Below are 15,088 nucleotides of genomic sequence, written 5' to 3' on the forward strand. Positions count from 1 at the left end.
TAAGGCTCCTTTACCGGCCGCAGTCCTGCGGGATGCCACGCAGCAGTTCGAGCGCGTGGGGAAGCTGATCAAGAAACACATCCATGCTTTCCTGACAGGCTTTGGGGCTGCCGGGCAGGTTGATGATGAGCGTTTTGCCGCGGATCACGGATACGGCGCGGCTGAGCATGGCGCGCGGGGTGATGCGCATGCTGGCAGCGCGGATCGCCTCGGCGATGCCGGGGGCGTCCCGTTCGGCCACGGCGCGCGTGGCCTCGGGTGTGATATCCCGTGGGGCAAAGCCGGTGCCGCCTGTGGTCAGGATCAGGTCGAGCTGCCGCCGGTCGCACAGGTCGATCAGGGTGCGTTCGAGTGCGGCGCGGTCATCCGGCAGGATGCACTGTACGGCAACGGTAAAACCGGCATCGGCAAGGCGTGCAGCCACAGCGGGACCGCTGTGGTCGGTACGTTCGCCGGCAGCGCAGCGGTCGGACAGGGTGATCACGGCTGCCTGCAAAGGCAGGGGGGCGGTGCACAGCACAATATCAACGGCATCGCCCGGCTGCACGGCGCCGCCGGTGAGCACGCGGGCAAAGACCCCCTCGCGCGGCATGATGCAGTCGCCCATTTTTTGATAGATCGCGCAGTGGGTATGACATTCCTTGCCGATCTGCGTCAGTTCAAGCAGGGCACTGCCGCAGCGCAGCCGTGTGCCGACCGGAAGCGTGCGCAGACCGATCCCGCGGACGATCAGGTTTTCTCCGAACGCGCCGGGCTGTACACCTGCGCCCTGCGCATTGAAGGCGTCGATCTCTTCGGCGGCAAGCAGGCTGACCTGCCGGTGCCAACAACCCGCGTGTGCATCGCCCTGTATGCCCCAGTCTGCGATGAGCTGTGCACTTGCGCACGCCTGTTTTTGTGTGCCGCGTGTTTTGCTGATACACACGGCGATGATGGTTCCCATGGTTATCCTCCGATCTGATTCATGTTGTGATATTCGGTGATGGCTTCCCGGCGGGCAAAGCAGTGCGCGGCGGGCTTGTGCGCGATCGCCTGCCGCATCTGCTCGCGCAGCCGGTTATCGGCTGCCCCGCTGCGCAGCAGCGGCAGCAGCGGCACACCCTCCGCATAGCACAGGCAGGGCTTGAGCAGGCCGGTGCAGGTCAGCCGCACCCGGTTGCAGTGGCTGCAAAAGCTGTGGCTGACTGCTTGGATCAGTCCGATGCAGCCTTGCAGTTCAGGGGCGGAAAAATACTGTGCCGGGCCATTGCCGCGGGCTTGGTGCACCGGGGCAAGCTGCGGCCAGACGGTACGCAGCCGGTCGAGGATCGAAGCGGTGCACGGCTCGTTCGGTGGAATGGCTGCTGCCGCGCTGCCGAGCGGCATTTGCTCGATGAAACGCACGTCAACCGGCAGTTCCTGCGCCAATCGCGCCAGCGGGATGAGCTGCGTCGCGGTTTCCGGCAGCAGTACGGCGTTGATTTTGGTCGGCAGACGTCCAGCGCACAGGCGTACAGCGTCCAGCACCTCATCGGCGGTGTACCTGCTGCGGGTGATGGCCTGATACTGCGCGTTATCCCGTGTATCCAGACTGATGTTGACGGCATCCAGCCCGGCTTGCAGCAGGGGCTCCAGCAGCGGAGGCAGCAGCAGGCCGTTGGTCGTCAGCGTGACCTGTTGTACCCCGGGCAGGGATTTGAGCGCCTGCACGAAGGCTGCGGCATCCCGACGCACAAGCGGTTCACCGCCGGTGAGCTTGAAACGCGTGATGCCGAGCGAAACTGCGGCCTGTGCAACGCGCAGCAGCTCTTCATAGCGCAGCAGATCGGTGTGCGTGGTCAGGGTGCATCCTTCGGCAGGCATACAGTAGCGGCAGCGCAGGTTGCACCGGTCGGTGAGGGAGAGGCGCATATAATCGATCGTGCGGCCGTATTCATCACGCATGACGGTGCTCCTTAAAACAAAAATCCACGCTTTGGCCGCTGTGCATTTCCGGCAGGTGGATATCCGAAGGCACCATGCAGCGGTCGATCGCTTTGCATATATTGCAGATGGTGTGCAAGGCGGCAGGTACCGCGGTCAGGGGCTTCATTTGCAGAACGGCGCTGCGCGTATCGCTTTTCATGGCAGCGCCGCAGACATCTGCCATAACGGCATTTCCGTTGGGATCGGTAGGGGTAAATTCCATGTATGACAGTCCTCCGTTCAAATGCCCTTGCCAAAACCGCAGTTAGGGAAATGGCAGACCGGGCAGTTCAGACAAAGCCCGCCGTGCCCCAGTCCTGAAAGCCATGCGGCAGTAACCGGAACATCGGCCAGCAGCCGGGGCAGCACCAGATCAAATACCGTGCGTCCGGCATACATCACGCAGCCGGGCAGACCGCAGACCGGGCGGCCGTCCGGCAGGTAGGCCATCAGGAACATAGCGCCCGGCAGTACGGGCGCGCCGTAGCTGATGATGTTCGCGCCGGCATTGCGGATCGCCAGCGGGGTGCGGTCATCCGGGTCGACGCTCATGCCGCCCGTGCACAGGATGAGTTCGGCGCCGTCCGCCGCCATGCGGCGGATGGCATCCGTGATCTGCGCAGGATCATCATCACAAACCGTGTGGGCGCACATCTGACAGCCATACTCTGCCATTTTGCGCACCAGAACAGGGGTGAATGCGTCCTCGATCCGGCCGTGATATACTTCGCTGCCGGTCGTGACCACGCCAAAGGGACGGGCGCGGAACGGCAGCAGACGCAGCAGCGGTTCAGAACCCGCCGTCTGCACAGCGCGTTCCATTTTTTCTTTTTCGATCACGAGCGGGATCACGCGCGTGCCGCAGAGCTTGTCGCCCGCCCGCACCGGAAAGCCCGAGGCGCGGGTGGCGATCATCATATCGCCCAGCGCGTTGACCGCGCGCAGGCGTTCGGTGTCGACGAGCAGCAGACCGTCGGTTTCGGCGGTCAGTTCAATTTTGCCCTCCTTCGGGGAAGAGGCGTGCATATGCGCGCCTTGGCAAAGCCCGCGCAGAATGTCAGCCGCCTCGTTTTCGTGCAGCATACCGGCATGGTTTTCCCAAATGTAGACATGCTCTTTTCCCACGCTGAGCAGCATGGGGATATCTTCTTCACGGATGATGTGTCCCTTGCGGAACACCGCATCCTTGGTCACACCCGGAACGATCCGGGTAATATCGTGACATAGCACCTGCCCAACGGCATCCTGTACGCGCAGCAGTTTCATGGTCGTGCCTCCCTGTGATGACCGGCGAACCGTGGCAGCGGGCGCAGGCGGAGCCGGTGCAGTTTTGTTTGCTTATAGCATACCATAACTTCTTTCTCCGCGAAAGAGGAAAAGAACAGGGGAAAAAGGGAAAAGAAAAAGCTTTCGTTATCTTTTCATTTATTGCACGGTGCGGCCGACAGAGAAATGTGCAGCAGGGGCTTACAGCAGATGGGATGCTATGGTATGATAGTAAACAGAAACGGAGGCGATGAGGATGGCGGAGCAGATCCGGGTAGCGGCAAGCCTGCGTCTGGTACGTGGGGATAAGCTGTTTGGGCCGGGGGTGGCGCGGCTGCTGTCCGGTGTAGAAGAGCTTGGCTCCCTGCGCCGCAGTGCAGCCCGTATGCAGATGAGTTATAATAAAGCGTGGGGTATTGTGCATGCCTGTGAGGAGCAGCTCGGCTTTGCGCTGTTGGAGCGGCGCATCGGCGGCGCGGGCGGCGGCGGTGCAGAGCTGACGGAAAAGGGGCGTGCGCTGCTGCGGCGGTATCTGTCCTTTGAACGGCAGGCGCATGATTTGCTGGATCGCCTTGCAGCAGAACAGTTTTCCGATCTTTTGGGATAGGTGGGATGAATATGAAACAACAGGCAGAACGCCCTTGGGTGCTGGTGCGCGGGGCGGGAGATCTGGCGACGGGGACGATCGTTCGGCTGCATCGCTGCGGCTTTCGGGTTGTGGTGACGGAATGTGCCGATCCATCGGCGATCCGCCGCCGTGCGGCCCTGTGTGAAGCGGTTTGGCAGGGGGAAACACAGGTAGAAGGCGTGCGCTGCCGCCGGATCGACCGACCGGATGCGGCTGCGGCAGCCGCGCAGGCGGGCGTGATCCCGCTGCTGATCGATCCGCAGGCGGCATGCGTAGCGGCGCTGCGGCCGGCAGCGGTTGTGGATGCGATCCTTGCAAAGCGCAACCTCGGGACCGGGCGGGATATGGCGCCGGTGACGGTGGGGCTTGGACCGGGCTTCACCGCCGGGCAGGATGTGGACGCGGTGATCGAAACCATGCGCGGGCATCATCTGGGGCGTGTGATCCGGGCGGGCAGCGCGATTCCCAATACCGGGGTACCCGGCGTGATCGCAGGCGCAGCGGCTGAGCGGGTCATCCACGCCCCGGCGGGCGGCACCATGACCTTTGTGACGGATGCGGCGGGCAAACCTGTGGAGATCGGCGCGCGGGTGACCAAAGGGCAGGTGATCGCACGGGTGGGAGATATGCCGGTATATGCGACGATCAGCGGCGTACTGCGTGGTTTGATCCGTGCAGGCTATCCGGTGACGAAGGGGCTGAAGATCGCGGATATTGATCCCCGCCCCGAGCAGGCAGCATATTGCGATACCATATCGGATAAGGCGCGTGCGATCGCCGGCGGCGTAGTGGAGGCCCTGCTTACGCTTGCGCAGGAAAAGGACGTGAAGCTGCTGTGAAGGCAGCAGACAAGCGGTAGCGTGCATAAAAGGATAGATGCAGCATATATACAGAAAAAGCATTTTGTTGATGCGTTTCACCAATACGCGCGGCAGCGCGCATCAAACAGCATTTGCAGCGCAAATGCATAAAAGCTGAGGGCGTGTACCTCAGCTTTTATACTTTGAGAGAGAAAAAGTTTCTGTACAGAAACTTTTTCTCGTCCATGTTTGGCGAAATCCAAACATAGATTGTCGGAAAAACAAAGTTTTTCGACAGTCTCAAGTCAGGCATATGGCCTGACTTTTTTGCTTCTGTTTGGAGCATCCCTAACAAACAGGTTGGCGATGCAGTTGTTTTGACCTGTTCAGTCTTTTGCAGATATGCCTGCCAAGATCCACGCGGCGAGAGCATCCGCCTCCTGCTGCAAACTGCCCGCGCGGCAGGAAAAGCCTTCGGCGGTCAGCCGTTCGGCAAGGGCTGCGCCCTGTGCGGCAGACAGCAGGGTGTCCGCTTGATTGAGCAGGATGCGAACCTGCCGGGGCGGCAGTCCGCAGGCGGCAGCCGTTTCATGGATGCAAAACAGGATTTCTTCCGCGCCGACCGGCAGTACCGGGTCATGTGCCCAGCGCGGATGCAGCGCATACCGGTGCACGGCCTGTGCCACAGGCTGCCCCCATGCGGAAAGCCCTGCAACGATCAGGCAGCGGTCGGTTTGCGGGGGCAGTACCGGCTCATCGGCCCGGTGCAGCTTGAGCGGCAGGTGGTGTGCGCCGTCCGCTTCGCACAGCACAAGGTCGGCGGTGCGGCGGGCTGCTTCCAGCAGAGCCGTCGGCAGGGCGGACAGCTTGCCGTCTTCCGCTTGTCTGCCGGCGCAGACCGCCCCGGGCACACGCAGCGCGTCCAGCAGTGCGGGTTCGGTCGGGTCGGTGAGCAAAAGACGGGTGTGCGGCGGCGCAAGCGGATAAATATGCGTGGTGGTTGTGAGCAGAACATGCTGCCCGGTCAGGTGAGGCAGCAGACAGCGCAGCGCGGTGGTTTTTCCGCCTGCGCCGATGACGGCCAGCAGGGGAGCCATATGCTATACCTCCTCCCGTCAGAGCAGACAGAATTGCTCCTCCTGCACGGCATACAGGGCTTCCGCATCCGCGTCAAGGAGCGAACGGCAGTCGCTGTCCGCGCGGAAGCGCACACAGGTACCGCAGGAAGAGCTGAGCACCCGTGGGACGGGCTGCATTTTTGCGGTGTGTCCGGCCTGCCGCAGCGCTTGATAGCTAAGCATCGCGCTCAGATGGGTGTGGAAAGTGGCGAGATATTCGTTCATGGCTGTTTGGTCAGGGTCAGGGAGAAGGCACCGCCGTCCCGTTCCTGTGCGGCGGCCTGATAGCCATGGTTGTGGGCGAAGCGGGTGATGTTTTCCACGGCACAGGGATCGTCTACCAGCACTTCCAGCGAAGCAGGCGCGTCTTTCTGTACGGCTTTCTGCACCATGACAACAGGCATGGGGCAGGAATATCCTCTTGCATCGATCATTTTGTGGGATCCTCCTTATGCAGATTGGTCAGTGAGATGAGCAGCAGCAGAGCCAGTCCGATCAGAATGCCGGCCCGGCCGGCGGACGGTACGCCGCCTGCGGTGAATACGCCGTCTTTCATGGCGTCGGCGCTGCCGGCCATGCCGAAGTTGTGGGCGATTGCCGCACCGGTCAGCATGCCGAAAACGGTTACGGCGCTGTCGCCGTTGCCTTCCCCGGCCAGAATGAGCTGACGCAGCGGGCAGCCGCCGAGCAGGATCGAGCCCCAACCGGCAAGTGCCATGCCGAGGAAGCTCCATACATAATCGTGATGGGCGACCGGCTGCACCGCAAGATCGGGCTGAAACTGACCCATGAGCAGGTTGCCGAGCAGCACGGTGAGGAAAATGGCGATAAACCCGCGCAGCAGGTGAAAATCGCGGAACAGAAACACATCACGCAGCCCGCCTGCCATGCACAGACGGCTTTTTTGCGCCAGAATGCCGACCAACAGGCCGCCGCCGAGTGAAATCAGCCAATAGGCATGGCTGGCTCCCGGGCCGGTCTGCGAAAAGTGAATAAAAGCCGGGGCAGTGAGCAGCAGCGCCAGCACGGCGATCACAAAGCCCGGCAGGGCAAAACCGTCCGCCCGTTTGGCGGGATAGGCGCGGCCGAGCGAAAAGCCGCGCCTCAGGAACACGACCCCCACGCCGATCCCTGCGGCAAAGCCGAGCAGGGCGCTGACCGCGGTCAGATCGCCGCCGCCCAGCCGGATGACCATGCGCAGCGGGCAGCCGAGAAAGGCGAGTGCGCCGACCATCACGATCATGCCGAGCACAAACCGCACGGCGGGCGATGATCCGGCGCGGGCGCGGAATTCCCGCCCGGCGAGTGCGGCTGCCATGGCGCCGAGCACCAGACCGACGATCTCGGGACGCAGGTACTGCACCTTATCTGCGCTGTGCAGTCCGAATCCGCCGGCAATATCGCGGATAAAGCACGCGATGCAAAAGCCCATGTTGGCAGGATTGCCTGCCGCGGTGAGCAGCAGCGCTGCAAGGCCGGTGGCAATGCCGGCGCCGACCACCCAGTATTTCGTTTTATCCATTGTGTATCTTCCTTTGTTTTGTGATGGCCGCCATGTTGGCGGAAGGGGATGCTGTTTTACATTTTCCTGTCGGTATGTTACACTGAACACACTACTTTTTGGGAGGCGCCAGTATGCAGACAGTGTATTTGGACTATGCCGCAACTTCATTCCCCAAGCCCCCGTGCGTGGGAGAACGGATGCGGCAGTATGTGGATCGGATCGGCGCGAATATCAATCGCGGCTCCTATGACGCGGCACAGCAGGCTGGTATGACGGCACTGCTATTGCGGCAGCGCCTGGCGCGGTTGTTTGGCTTGGGAGATCCGACCCATGTCGTTTTGACGCCGGGCAATACATGGGGGCTGAATATGCTGCTGCGCGGGCTGCTGCGCCCGGGCGATCACTGCATCGTATCTGCTATGGAGCATAATGCGGTGATGCGGCCGCTGACACAACTGGCGCAGTGCGGCGTAGCGTTTGACCGTATCCCCTGCGATGCGGCAGGCCGCCTGTGCATGGAGCAGATCGAAAATTTGTTCCGTCCGAATACCCGTCTCGTACTGCTGGCGCATGCTTCCAATGTATCCGGAACGGTGCAGGATGCGCAGGCTGTGGGACGGATCTGTGCGGCGCACGGCGTTCCGTTTGCGCTGGATGCCGCCCAGACCGCGGGGCATCTGCCGGTCGATTTTGATACGCTGGGGCTGAGCGCGCTGTCTGTTCCCGCGCACAAAGGCCTGCTTGGGCCGCAGGGGATCGGCGCACTGCTGCTGCGTCCGGCCTTGGCGGCGGAGCTGGAGCCGATCGTCAGTGGGGGGACGGGCAGCATGTCGGACAGCGAGGAAATTCCCGCCTATATGCCCGACCGTTTGGAGCCGGGAACCCCTAACCTGCCCGGCGTGTTCGGGTGGGAGGCGGCGCTGCACTATCTGGAGCAGGTCACGATCCCCGCGGCCCACGCGCATGAGCGCGCCTTGTCCGTTCGTCTGTTGGAGGGGCTGCGTGCGATACCCGGTGTGACGCTGCTCGGCCCGGATACAGCGGAGCAGCGCGTAGCGGTGTTCAGTCTGGATTTTGGGGGGCAGGATAACGCCGCTGCTGCCGTTCGGCTGGAAGAGGATTATGGTATCCTGACCCGCTGCGGGCTGCACTGTGCGCCGGGAGCGCACCGCACGCTCGGCACGTTTCCGCGCGGAACCGTGCGGCTTTCGGCCGGTTGGTTTACAACGGAAGCCGAAATCGACCGGGCGCTGGAAGCGGTTGCGGCGGTCAGCGCAGGATGATATGTGCGCCCTGCGCATACTGCTGTGCAGTACCGATGCGCTGTGCGCAGGGAACGGCGTTTTGTGCCAGCGCGGCAGCCAGTGCATCGGCGTCCGCGGGGTCAACGGCGATCAGCAGGCCGCCTGAGGTTTGCGGATCATACAAGGCGTCCTGCACGGCAAGCTCGATCTGCTCCGCCGCAACGGCGTGCTCTGCGAACCGGCGGTTGCGGTACATCCCTTCGGGCAGCAGGCCCATGCGGGCAAGTGCGAGCGCTTCGGGCGGGATGGCGATGGCAGAGGTATGCAGGGTGAGCTGCACGCCGCTGGTCTGTGCCAGTTCAAGCGCATGACCCAGCAGGCCGAAGCCGGTCACATCCGTGCAGGCGTGCACGCGCAGTCCCTGCATGGCATCCCGTGCGCCTTTGTTGAGCACCGTCATGCGGGAATAGGCGGCAGCCAGCGCATCGGCCGGGCAGAGATCGGCTTTGGCGGCGGTGGTCAGAATCCCTGCGCCGAGCGGTTTGGTGAGAAACAGCACATCGCCCGCCTGCGCCCCGGCATTGGAAAGTACGCGGTCGGGATGGATCAGGCCGGTCACGCACAGGCCGTATTTGGGTTCGGCATCGTGGATGCTGTGACCGCCGGCGATGACAGCGCCGGCCTCGTACACCTTGTCATAGCCGCCGCGCAGAATGTCGTGCACGGCGCTGTCCGGCATGTCTTTTGGTACGCAAAGCAGATTGAGCGCCAGCTTGGGATCACCGCCCATGGCATAGATATCCGATAGGGCGTTGGCAGCGGCAATCTGCCCGAACAGATAGGGATCGTCTGCGATGGGCGGGAAAAAGTCCACGGTCTGCACCAATGCAAGGTTGTCCGACAGGCGGTAGACGGCAGCGTCATCGCTTTTGTCAAAGCCGATCAGCAGCGCGGGATCGCGGTGGACGGGCAGTCCCTCGAGCAGTTGTGCCAGTACGCCTGCACCTACCTTGGCGCCGCAGCCGGCACAGTCGGCGAGTTTGGTCAGTTTGATATCGGGTTCCATAGCATTCCTCCCCCGGCGGCTCTGTCGGCGGCGGCCGCCCGTTATACTTCTAAAAAGATAACATGTTCGCCGGGAAACGTCAAGAAATGGGATTTTACAGCAGGGGACGGCTGTGCTACAATAAAGCGGAACGAAAAATAAGGAGGGGACGGACGGTGCTGTCCAATAAGAGCAAGGCAATCGGTTTTATTCTGCTTTCGGCATTCGGTTTTGCCATGATGAGTACGTTTGTACGGCTGGCGGGCGATCTGCCGGTTTTTCAAAAGTCGTTTTTCCGCAATGTGGTAGCGATGGCGGTCGCGGCGGTCGTGCTGCTGCGCGAGGGGGTTGGCTTTCGGTGGGAAAAGGGCAGTCTGCCGCTGTTGCTGCTGCGGTCTGTCTGCGGCACACTGGGAATCTTCTGCAATTTTTATGCGATCGATCATCTGGTGCTGGCGGATGCGAATATCCTGAATAAAATGTCGCCGTTTTTTGCAATTTTATTTTCCTTAATCCTGCTGAAGGAACGTGCCAATGCAGTACAGTATCTGGCGGTTCTGGCGGCGTTCGGCGGCAGTATGCTGATCGTCAAGCCGGGTTTTTCCTCTGCGGCTTTTCCGGCGCTAATTGGGCTGCTGGGCGGCATGGGCGCGGGTGCGGCGTACACGGCGGTGCGTGCGCTGACGAAAAAGGGAGAGAAGAGCGCGCGGATCGTATTCTTTTTCTCGGCGTTTTCCACATTGGCCTGCCTGCCGTTCATGCTGCTGGATTTTCATCCGATGACGGCGGGGCAGGTTGCCTGTCTGTTGGGGGCGGGCGGCGCGGCAGCGCTGGGTCAGTTCGGGGTCACGCTGGCGTATGCGCATGCCCCGGCAAAGGAAATTTCGGTGTTTGACTATACGCAGGTGTTATTTTCTGCGCTGCTGGGCTATTTCCTGTTCCGGCAGATCCCGGACGGGTGGAGTGTGTTGGGCTATCTGGTGATCTGCGGCGTATCGGTTGGGATGTTTTTCTACAACCGCACATTGGAGAGCCGGGAGCAGGCGCGTGGATAATTATGTTGTGAAGCGGTCGGCGCGGCGGACGTTAGCGGTCGAGGTGCAGCGCGACGGACAGGTAGTGGTGCGTGCGCCGGCGCACCTGCCGCAGGCGCAGATCGACCGGTTCGTACAGGCACACAGCACATGGATCGCCCGTGCGCAGGAACGGCAGCGTCTTCGACGAGAGGCGCATCCTGAGCCGGATGCGGCACAGTGCGCCGCATGGCAGCGCCGTGCGCGGGAGGAGCTGCCGCCCAAGGTTGCGCGGTATGCCCGGATTATGGGGGTATCGCCCACCGGGGTGCGGATCACGGCGGCGCGGACGCGGTTCGGCTCATGCAGCGGAAAGAACAGCCTGTGCTTTTCCTGGCGGCTGATGGCATATCCCGATGCTGCGGTGGATTACGTTGTGGTGCATGAGCTGGCGCATATCGTACACAAAAACCACGGCCCGCAGTTTTGGGCGTTGGTAGAGCGGTATCTGCCGGATTGGCGGCAGCGCCGTGCACTGCTGCGGGACGGGGAGAGTTAAGACGGAAGTGGGGCGGCAAGATGAAAAAAGTAATTGCAATCGGTGAACTGCTGATCGATTTCGTACCGCAGCAGAAGGGCTGCGCGTTGGATGAGGTGACGCATTTCGAGCGGGTGGCGGGCGGCGCACCAGCCAACGTAGCAATGGCAGTCGCCCGGCTGGGCGGCCGGTCGGCCATGCTCTCGCAGGTGGGGGAGGATGCGTTCGGCACCCATATCATTAAAACACTGCGTCAGGCCGGGGTGGATACTGCCGGTGTGTTCCGCACGGCGCAGGCGAATACCGGACTCGCGTTTGTCTCGTTGGATGCAGCGGGCAACCGTTCGTTTTCTTTTTACCGGAATCCTTCGGCTGATTTGTATTTGGAGGAAAGTCAGATCACCCCTGCGATGTTTGCGGACAGCGCCGCACTGCATTTCGGTTCGGTCGATCTGGTAGACTGGCCGGTGCGGCAGGCGCACCGGCGCGCGATCGGACTGGCAAAGCAGGCCGGGGCGCTGGTTTCGTTCGATCCCAATGTGCGGCTGCCGCTGTGGGGCAGCGCGGCGGATTGTCAGGCGGCGATACGCGCCTTTTTACCCTGTGCCGATCTGGTCAAACTGTCGGATGAAGAACTGGAATTTGTGACCGGGTGCACAGAAGAGTGCGCCGCAGCGGAACGGTTGTTTGCCGAGGGCTGCCGCCTGCTGCTGGTCACGCGCGGGGCGGCGGGAGCGGCAGCTTACACGCCGCAGACGCAGGCGTGCATCCCGGCGGTTCCCGTACCGGTGGCGGATACCACCGGTGCGGGGGATGCCTTTGCGGGCGCGTTCCTCTATCAGCTTGCGCGGGATGGTGTGACGGCGGATATGCTCACGGCATTGTCCGCGGCGCAGCTGACGGCATACCTGACCTTTTCTGCACGGTACGCCTCGCTGACGGTGCAGAAAAAGGGCGCTGTTATGGCGGCGATGGAGGAATTGCGGGCGGCGTATCCGGATGAAAAAAACTGCACCTGACGGGGTGCAGCTCAGTCTGTCGAAAAAGTATTTTGTTATTGAGCGTGAGCAACACGCGCGGCAGCGCGCATCAAATAGAAAATTGCAGCCTGCTGCAGTTTTCATAAAAACCCGCGACATGTGCGTGGGTTTTTATACAAGACGACGGAGAATTGTGCCCGAAGGGCGCGATTCGCAGTCGCAAATTCAATCGAAAGCGTGGTTTCGATCGAGAGACTGTCGCTGCACCTGATGGGGTGCAGCTTGTCGGTATATGCCGGCAGAACGCTATGCGGTAAAATAAGGGGACAGCGTGGGGATCGCGGCGATTTGTGCGGCGGCTTCGGGAAAATCCCGCGACAGCCGGGCGGCGCAGCGCCGGCAAAAATCTTCATACAGGAGGGGGTCATCGCGCATCTGCTGTTTGAATCCCCAAACATGGGTAAAATAACCCTGTTGTTCCCCGCCGAACAGCGACGGCAGATCGCTGAGCGCGGCGGAGCGGATGCTTCGCTGCCGGGCACACATGGCCAGCAGCCGCTGCTCGGCAAAAACCATATACGTAAGCACATCGTCTGCCTGCGGGGAGCGGCGGATGAAGTCGATCGCGGTATCCGTGTAATATCGGCGGAAGCTGTCCTCACCGAAATAGGCCAGTGCTGTGTTGAAGGGCTGCACCGACCAGTCAAATCGGTCAAAGTCAAATCCCTGCGTGCAGCGGAAGGCAGCCGGGCCGGGATAAATGTCCGGCATGATGTCCTCCCGGTGGACGGCGGCGGCATCCAGTCCGTTGAGCAGGGGTGCGAGCGGCTTCCAGCAGATCAGATCGGTGTCGATCATCACGCAGGGGCTCGGCATGGCGGAAAGCGCATATAATTTGCCTGCTGCCCAGAAGGCCATGGCATTTACATCATCCGGGATCGCATCCAGCAGGGGATGGATACCGCCATCCCATAAAAAAGAGAGGCCGAGCGACTGGTAGTAGCGCCGGGCCTCGGAATCACAGATCATACGGATGGTACCGTTTTCCCGCCGCCAAGTGAGGGCGGAAAGTGCGGTCGTCAGCAGTTCAAACGGTTCAATCGCATAGCTCCCCCGCGGGTTGCGGACAAAGAAGGGACGGGTCCAGTTGGAATGAAAGGCATGCAGCATCAAACCAGCTCCAATCCGTAGCCGCCGGCCATGCAAGTGCAGGAACCGTATCGATAAGACCCTGATCCGGAGCCGGTGCGGCTCGTCCGGTAAGAGGTGGTGTATGAAGTCAGGTAGGAACCGGAGCCTGACCCGGATCCGCTGCGCACTATTACGGTGCGGATCACGGTAACGGTATGCCCGTCCTGTTCGATCACTTCGGCGGGGGGCAGTGCGCCGCCCATCCGCGGGACAGGGGGCTGGCCGTTTTCTGTGGGATACCAGCCCGCCGGGAAAGGATCGCAGGCGAATACACCATGCGGGGCAGCTGTTTCCGGTTCTGCTGCGGCGGGTTTGGGTGCGGGCGGGGGACAGCAGTGCCGTTCGTAGCTGTCCTGATCCATCACGACACCGTCGAGTGCGCGGTAGTGCGCGGGATCCAGCGCAAGAATGCCTGCGGGAGCTGGAATGGCATCCGCTTCCGACGGTGGGACGGTATCCGGCTGCGAGGTTTCTGCCGGGCCGCAGTGCTTGGCAAAGCTGTCCAGATCGAACACAACGCCGTCGATTTCACGATACTGGTCGGGAGACATTGCGAGGATTCCGTTTGGTTTGGACATGGGCAAATGCCTCCTTTTCTCATGATAATTTGATTATACTGTAAGGCGGTGTAAACCGCAAGGGAAAAACACACGGCGGAAAAGATTTTTCGGCGCTGCCGGGCGGCAGTATCAGCCTGACGTTACAGTAAAAAGGGAGAATGAACGATGGAGTATACAAAAATGGAGCAGCCGGTATGGGAACGGCTGCAGCAGGAAACACGTCCGATCGTGCTGTACGGCATGGGGGATGGTGCGGATAAAATGCTGGAACAGTTTGATCGGTGCGGGATCCGTGCCTCCGGAGTATTTGCCAGCGATGAGTTTGTGCGCGGCCACAGCTTTCACGGATTTCGCGTGATGCGTCTGGTTGAGGTGCTGGAACGGTTTGGGGAGGATATTGTGATCGTCCTGTGTTTTGCGAGCCAGCGCCCCGAGGTATTGGAGAAAATGTATGCGTTGGATGCGCGGTTCGATGTGGTTGCGCCGGATGTGCCGGTCGTGCCCGGACCAATATTTGATGCGGACTTTGTGCGGACAAACCGGGATGCGATCGGGCAGGCGTATGCGCTTTTGGCGGATGAGCAGTCCCGCCGGGTGTTTGCGGATACGGTACAGTTCAAGCTGTCCGGGCGACTGCGGTATCTGCGCGGCAGCGAAACCGGGAAGGATGAGATTTTCCGCACGGTGCTGCATCTGGGGGAGCAAGAGCATTTTGCCGATCTGGGTGCATACAACGGAGATACCATTCGTGAGCTGCTGCACTATACGGATGGCAGATTTGCCTCGGTTACGGCGCTCGAGCCGGATCGGCGCAGCTTCCGCAAGCTGTCTGCATGGGCAGAGGCGCACCTGTCCGGTGCGGTGGAGCTGGTGCAGGCGGGTGCGTGGTCATCGGATACGATACAGCACTTTACCGACCGGGCGGGGCGGCAGTCGCGCGTAGCGGCGCAGGGACGGGAAACGCAGATGCGTGCGCTCGACAGCGTGCTGCACGGCCGTCCATGTACCTATTTGAAGATGGATGTGGAGGGGGCGGAGCGTGAAGCGCTCCGCGGAGCGGCGCAGACCATCCGGATATGGCAGCCTAAGCTCAATATCGCGGCCTATCATCGCAGCGCAGACTTTTTTGAGCTGCCGCTGCTTGTGCATGCCATGTGTCCGGCGTACCGGCTGTATCTGCGGCATCATCCGTATGTGCCGGCATGGGACACGAATTTATATGCAGTCCCTCGGTAAAAAATGCTGGAAATACCCGCG

Annotated in this window: 18 protein-coding genes; 7 read left to right on the forward strand and 11 right to left on the reverse strand. The window is 61.5% G+C overall.

The genetic code is table 11. The annotated features are described in order from the left end of the window. Positions 1 to 10: 10 nt before the first annotated feature. Genes T363_RS0106365 through T363_RS0106380 form a run of 4 tightly spaced genes read right to left on the reverse strand, consistent with a single transcriptional unit; the run spans position 11 to position 3,210 of the window. Complete coding sequence (locus tag T363_RS0106365; protein WP_031474328.1) at positions 11 to 943, reverse strand: MOSC domain-containing protein; 933 nt, start codon at positions 941 to 943, stop codon at positions 11 to 13. Positions 944 to 945: 2 nt separating this feature from the next. Beyond that, complete coding sequence (gene moaA / locus T363_RS0106370) at positions 946 to 1,923, reverse strand: GTP 3',8-cyclase MoaA (RefSeq protein WP_031474330.1); 978 nt, start codon at positions 1,921 to 1,923, stop codon at positions 946 to 948. Beyond that, positions 1,916 to 2,167 (reverse strand): hypothetical protein, encoded by a 252-nt coding sequence (locus T363_RS0106375; RefSeq protein ID WP_031474332.1) that lies wholly within the window; start codon positions 2,165 to 2,167, stop codon positions 1,916 to 1,918. Before T363_RS0106375 ends, moaA begins: the two co-directional genes overlap by 8 nt. Positions 2,168 to 2,184: 17 nt before the next feature. Continuing rightward, positions 2,185 to 3,210 carry a molybdopterin-binding protein gene (locus T363_RS0106380; RefSeq protein ID WP_031474334.1) on the reverse strand — a complete coding sequence of 342 codons (1,026 nt, stop codon included), beginning with the start codon at positions 3,208 to 3,210 and terminating at the stop codon, positions 2,185 to 2,187. Positions 3,211 to 3,466: 256 nt separating this feature from the next. On the opposite strand from T363_RS0106380, the gene T363_RS0106390 reads away from it, so the two are divergent. Further along, positions 3,467 to 3,817, forward strand: coding sequence for a winged helix-turn-helix domain-containing protein (locus T363_RS0106390; RefSeq protein ID WP_051643138.1), 351 nt, complete (start codon positions 3,467 to 3,469; stop codon positions 3,815 to 3,817). A gap of 11 nt (positions 3,818 to 3,828) precedes the next feature. Then, a complete protein-coding gene (gene yqeB, locus T363_RS0106395; RefSeq protein WP_034971873.1) occupies positions 3,829 to 4,677 on the forward strand; it encodes a selenium-dependent molybdenum cofactor biosynthesis protein YqeB in 849 nt (282 codons plus the stop codon). A 347-nt stretch (positions 4,678 to 5,024) separates the two neighbouring features. Here the strand turns inward: yqeB and yqeC are convergent, their stop codons facing one another. The 4 genes from yqeC to yedE are packed head-to-tail and all read right to left on the reverse strand — an operon-like array spanning position 5,025 to position 7,278. Continuing rightward, positions 5,025 to 5,735 carry a selenium cofactor biosynthesis protein YqeC gene (yqeC, locus tag T363_RS15080; protein ID WP_051643139.1) on the reverse strand — a complete coding sequence of 237 codons (711 nt, stop codon included), beginning with the start codon at positions 5,733 to 5,735 and terminating at the stop codon, positions 5,025 to 5,027. Between the two features lie 18 nt (positions 5,736 to 5,753). After that, positions 5,754 to 5,981, reverse strand: coding sequence for a putative Se/S carrier protein (locus T363_RS0106410; protein ID WP_031474344.1), 228 nt, complete (start codon positions 5,979 to 5,981; stop codon positions 5,754 to 5,756). Then, entirely contained in the window at positions 5,978 to 6,190 is a 213-nt protein-coding gene (locus tag T363_RS0106415) for a sulfurtransferase TusA family protein (protein ID WP_031474345.1), read from the reverse strand. The genes T363_RS0106410 and T363_RS0106415 overlap by 4 nt, the downstream gene beginning before the upstream one ends. Beyond that, entirely contained in the window at positions 6,187 to 7,278 is a 1,092-nt protein-coding gene (yedE, locus tag T363_RS0106420; RefSeq protein ID WP_031474346.1) for a YedE family putative selenium transporter, read from the reverse strand. The genes T363_RS0106415 and yedE overlap by 4 nt, the downstream gene beginning before the upstream one ends. Before the next feature lie 113 nt (positions 7,279 to 7,391). Here yedE and T363_RS0106425 point away from each other — a divergent pair, with 113 nt between their 5' ends. Next, positions 7,392 to 8,543 (forward strand): aminotransferase class V-fold PLP-dependent enzyme, encoded by a 1,152-nt coding sequence (locus T363_RS0106425; protein WP_031474348.1) that lies wholly within the window; start codon positions 7,392 to 7,394, stop codon positions 8,541 to 8,543. Here the strand turns inward: T363_RS0106425 and selD are convergent. After that, the gene (gene selD, locus T363_RS0106430) at positions 8,530 to 9,570 is read right to left on the reverse strand and encodes a selenide, water dikinase SelD (RefSeq protein WP_031474350.1); all 1,041 of its coding nucleotides are present in this window, start codon (positions 9,568 to 9,570) and stop codon (positions 8,530 to 8,532) included. The two genes, T363_RS0106425 and selD, sit on opposite strands and share 14 nt — an antisense overlap. An 86-nt stretch (positions 9,571 to 9,656) precedes the next feature. On the opposite strand from selD, the gene T363_RS0106435 reads away from it, so the two are divergent. Genes T363_RS0106435 through T363_RS0106445 form a run of 3 tightly spaced genes read left to right on the forward strand, consistent with a single transcriptional unit; the run spans position 9,657 to position 12,119 of the window. Beyond that, positions 9,657 to 10,604: a DMT family transporter gene (locus T363_RS0106435; RefSeq protein ID WP_078096938.1), complete on the forward strand. Its 948-nt coding sequence runs from the start codon at positions 9,657 to 9,659 to the stop codon at positions 10,602 to 10,604. Beyond that, on the forward strand, positions 10,597 to 11,121 hold the full coding sequence (locus tag T363_RS0106440) for a M48 family metallopeptidase (protein ID WP_031474354.1): 525 nt from the start codon (positions 10,597 to 10,599) through the stop codon (positions 11,119 to 11,121). The genes T363_RS0106435 and T363_RS0106440 overlap by 8 nt, the downstream gene beginning before the upstream one ends. A gap of 20 nt (positions 11,122 to 11,141) precedes the next feature. Continuing rightward, the gene (locus T363_RS0106445) at positions 11,142 to 12,119 is read left to right on the forward strand and encodes a carbohydrate kinase family protein (protein WP_031474356.1); all 978 of its coding nucleotides are present in this window, start codon (positions 11,142 to 11,144) and stop codon (positions 12,117 to 12,119) included. 267 nt (positions 12,120 to 12,386) lie between these two features. Here the strand turns inward: T363_RS0106445 and T363_RS0106450 are convergent, their stop codons facing one another. Together T363_RS0106450 and T363_RS0106455 are read right to left on the reverse strand one after the other, a co-directional pair. Next, positions 12,387 to 13,250 carry a hypothetical protein gene (locus tag T363_RS0106450; protein WP_051643140.1) on the reverse strand — a complete coding sequence of 288 codons (864 nt, stop codon included), beginning with the start codon at positions 13,248 to 13,250 and terminating at the stop codon, positions 12,387 to 12,389. Then, positions 13,250 to 13,849, reverse strand: a complete 600-nt coding sequence (locus T363_RS0106455; RefSeq protein ID WP_031474360.1) for a hypothetical protein — start codon at positions 13,847 to 13,849, stop codon at positions 13,250 to 13,252. The genes T363_RS0106450 and T363_RS0106455 overlap by 1 nt, the downstream gene beginning before the upstream one ends. A 147-nt stretch (positions 13,850 to 13,996) precedes the next feature. Between T363_RS0106455 and T363_RS0106460 the strand changes: the two genes are divergently transcribed. Next, positions 13,997 to 15,067: an FkbM family methyltransferase gene (locus T363_RS0106460; protein WP_031474362.1), complete on the forward strand. Its 1,071-nt coding sequence runs from the start codon at positions 13,997 to 13,999 to the stop codon at positions 15,065 to 15,067. Positions 15,068 to 15,088 lie beyond the last annotated feature (21 nt).

It is taken from the genome of Agathobaculum desmolans ATCC 43058 (genome assembly GCF_000701665.1).
In the GTDB taxonomy this organism is placed as follows: Bacteria; Bacillota; Clostridia; order Oscillospirales; family Butyricicoccaceae; genus Agathobaculum; species Agathobaculum desmolans.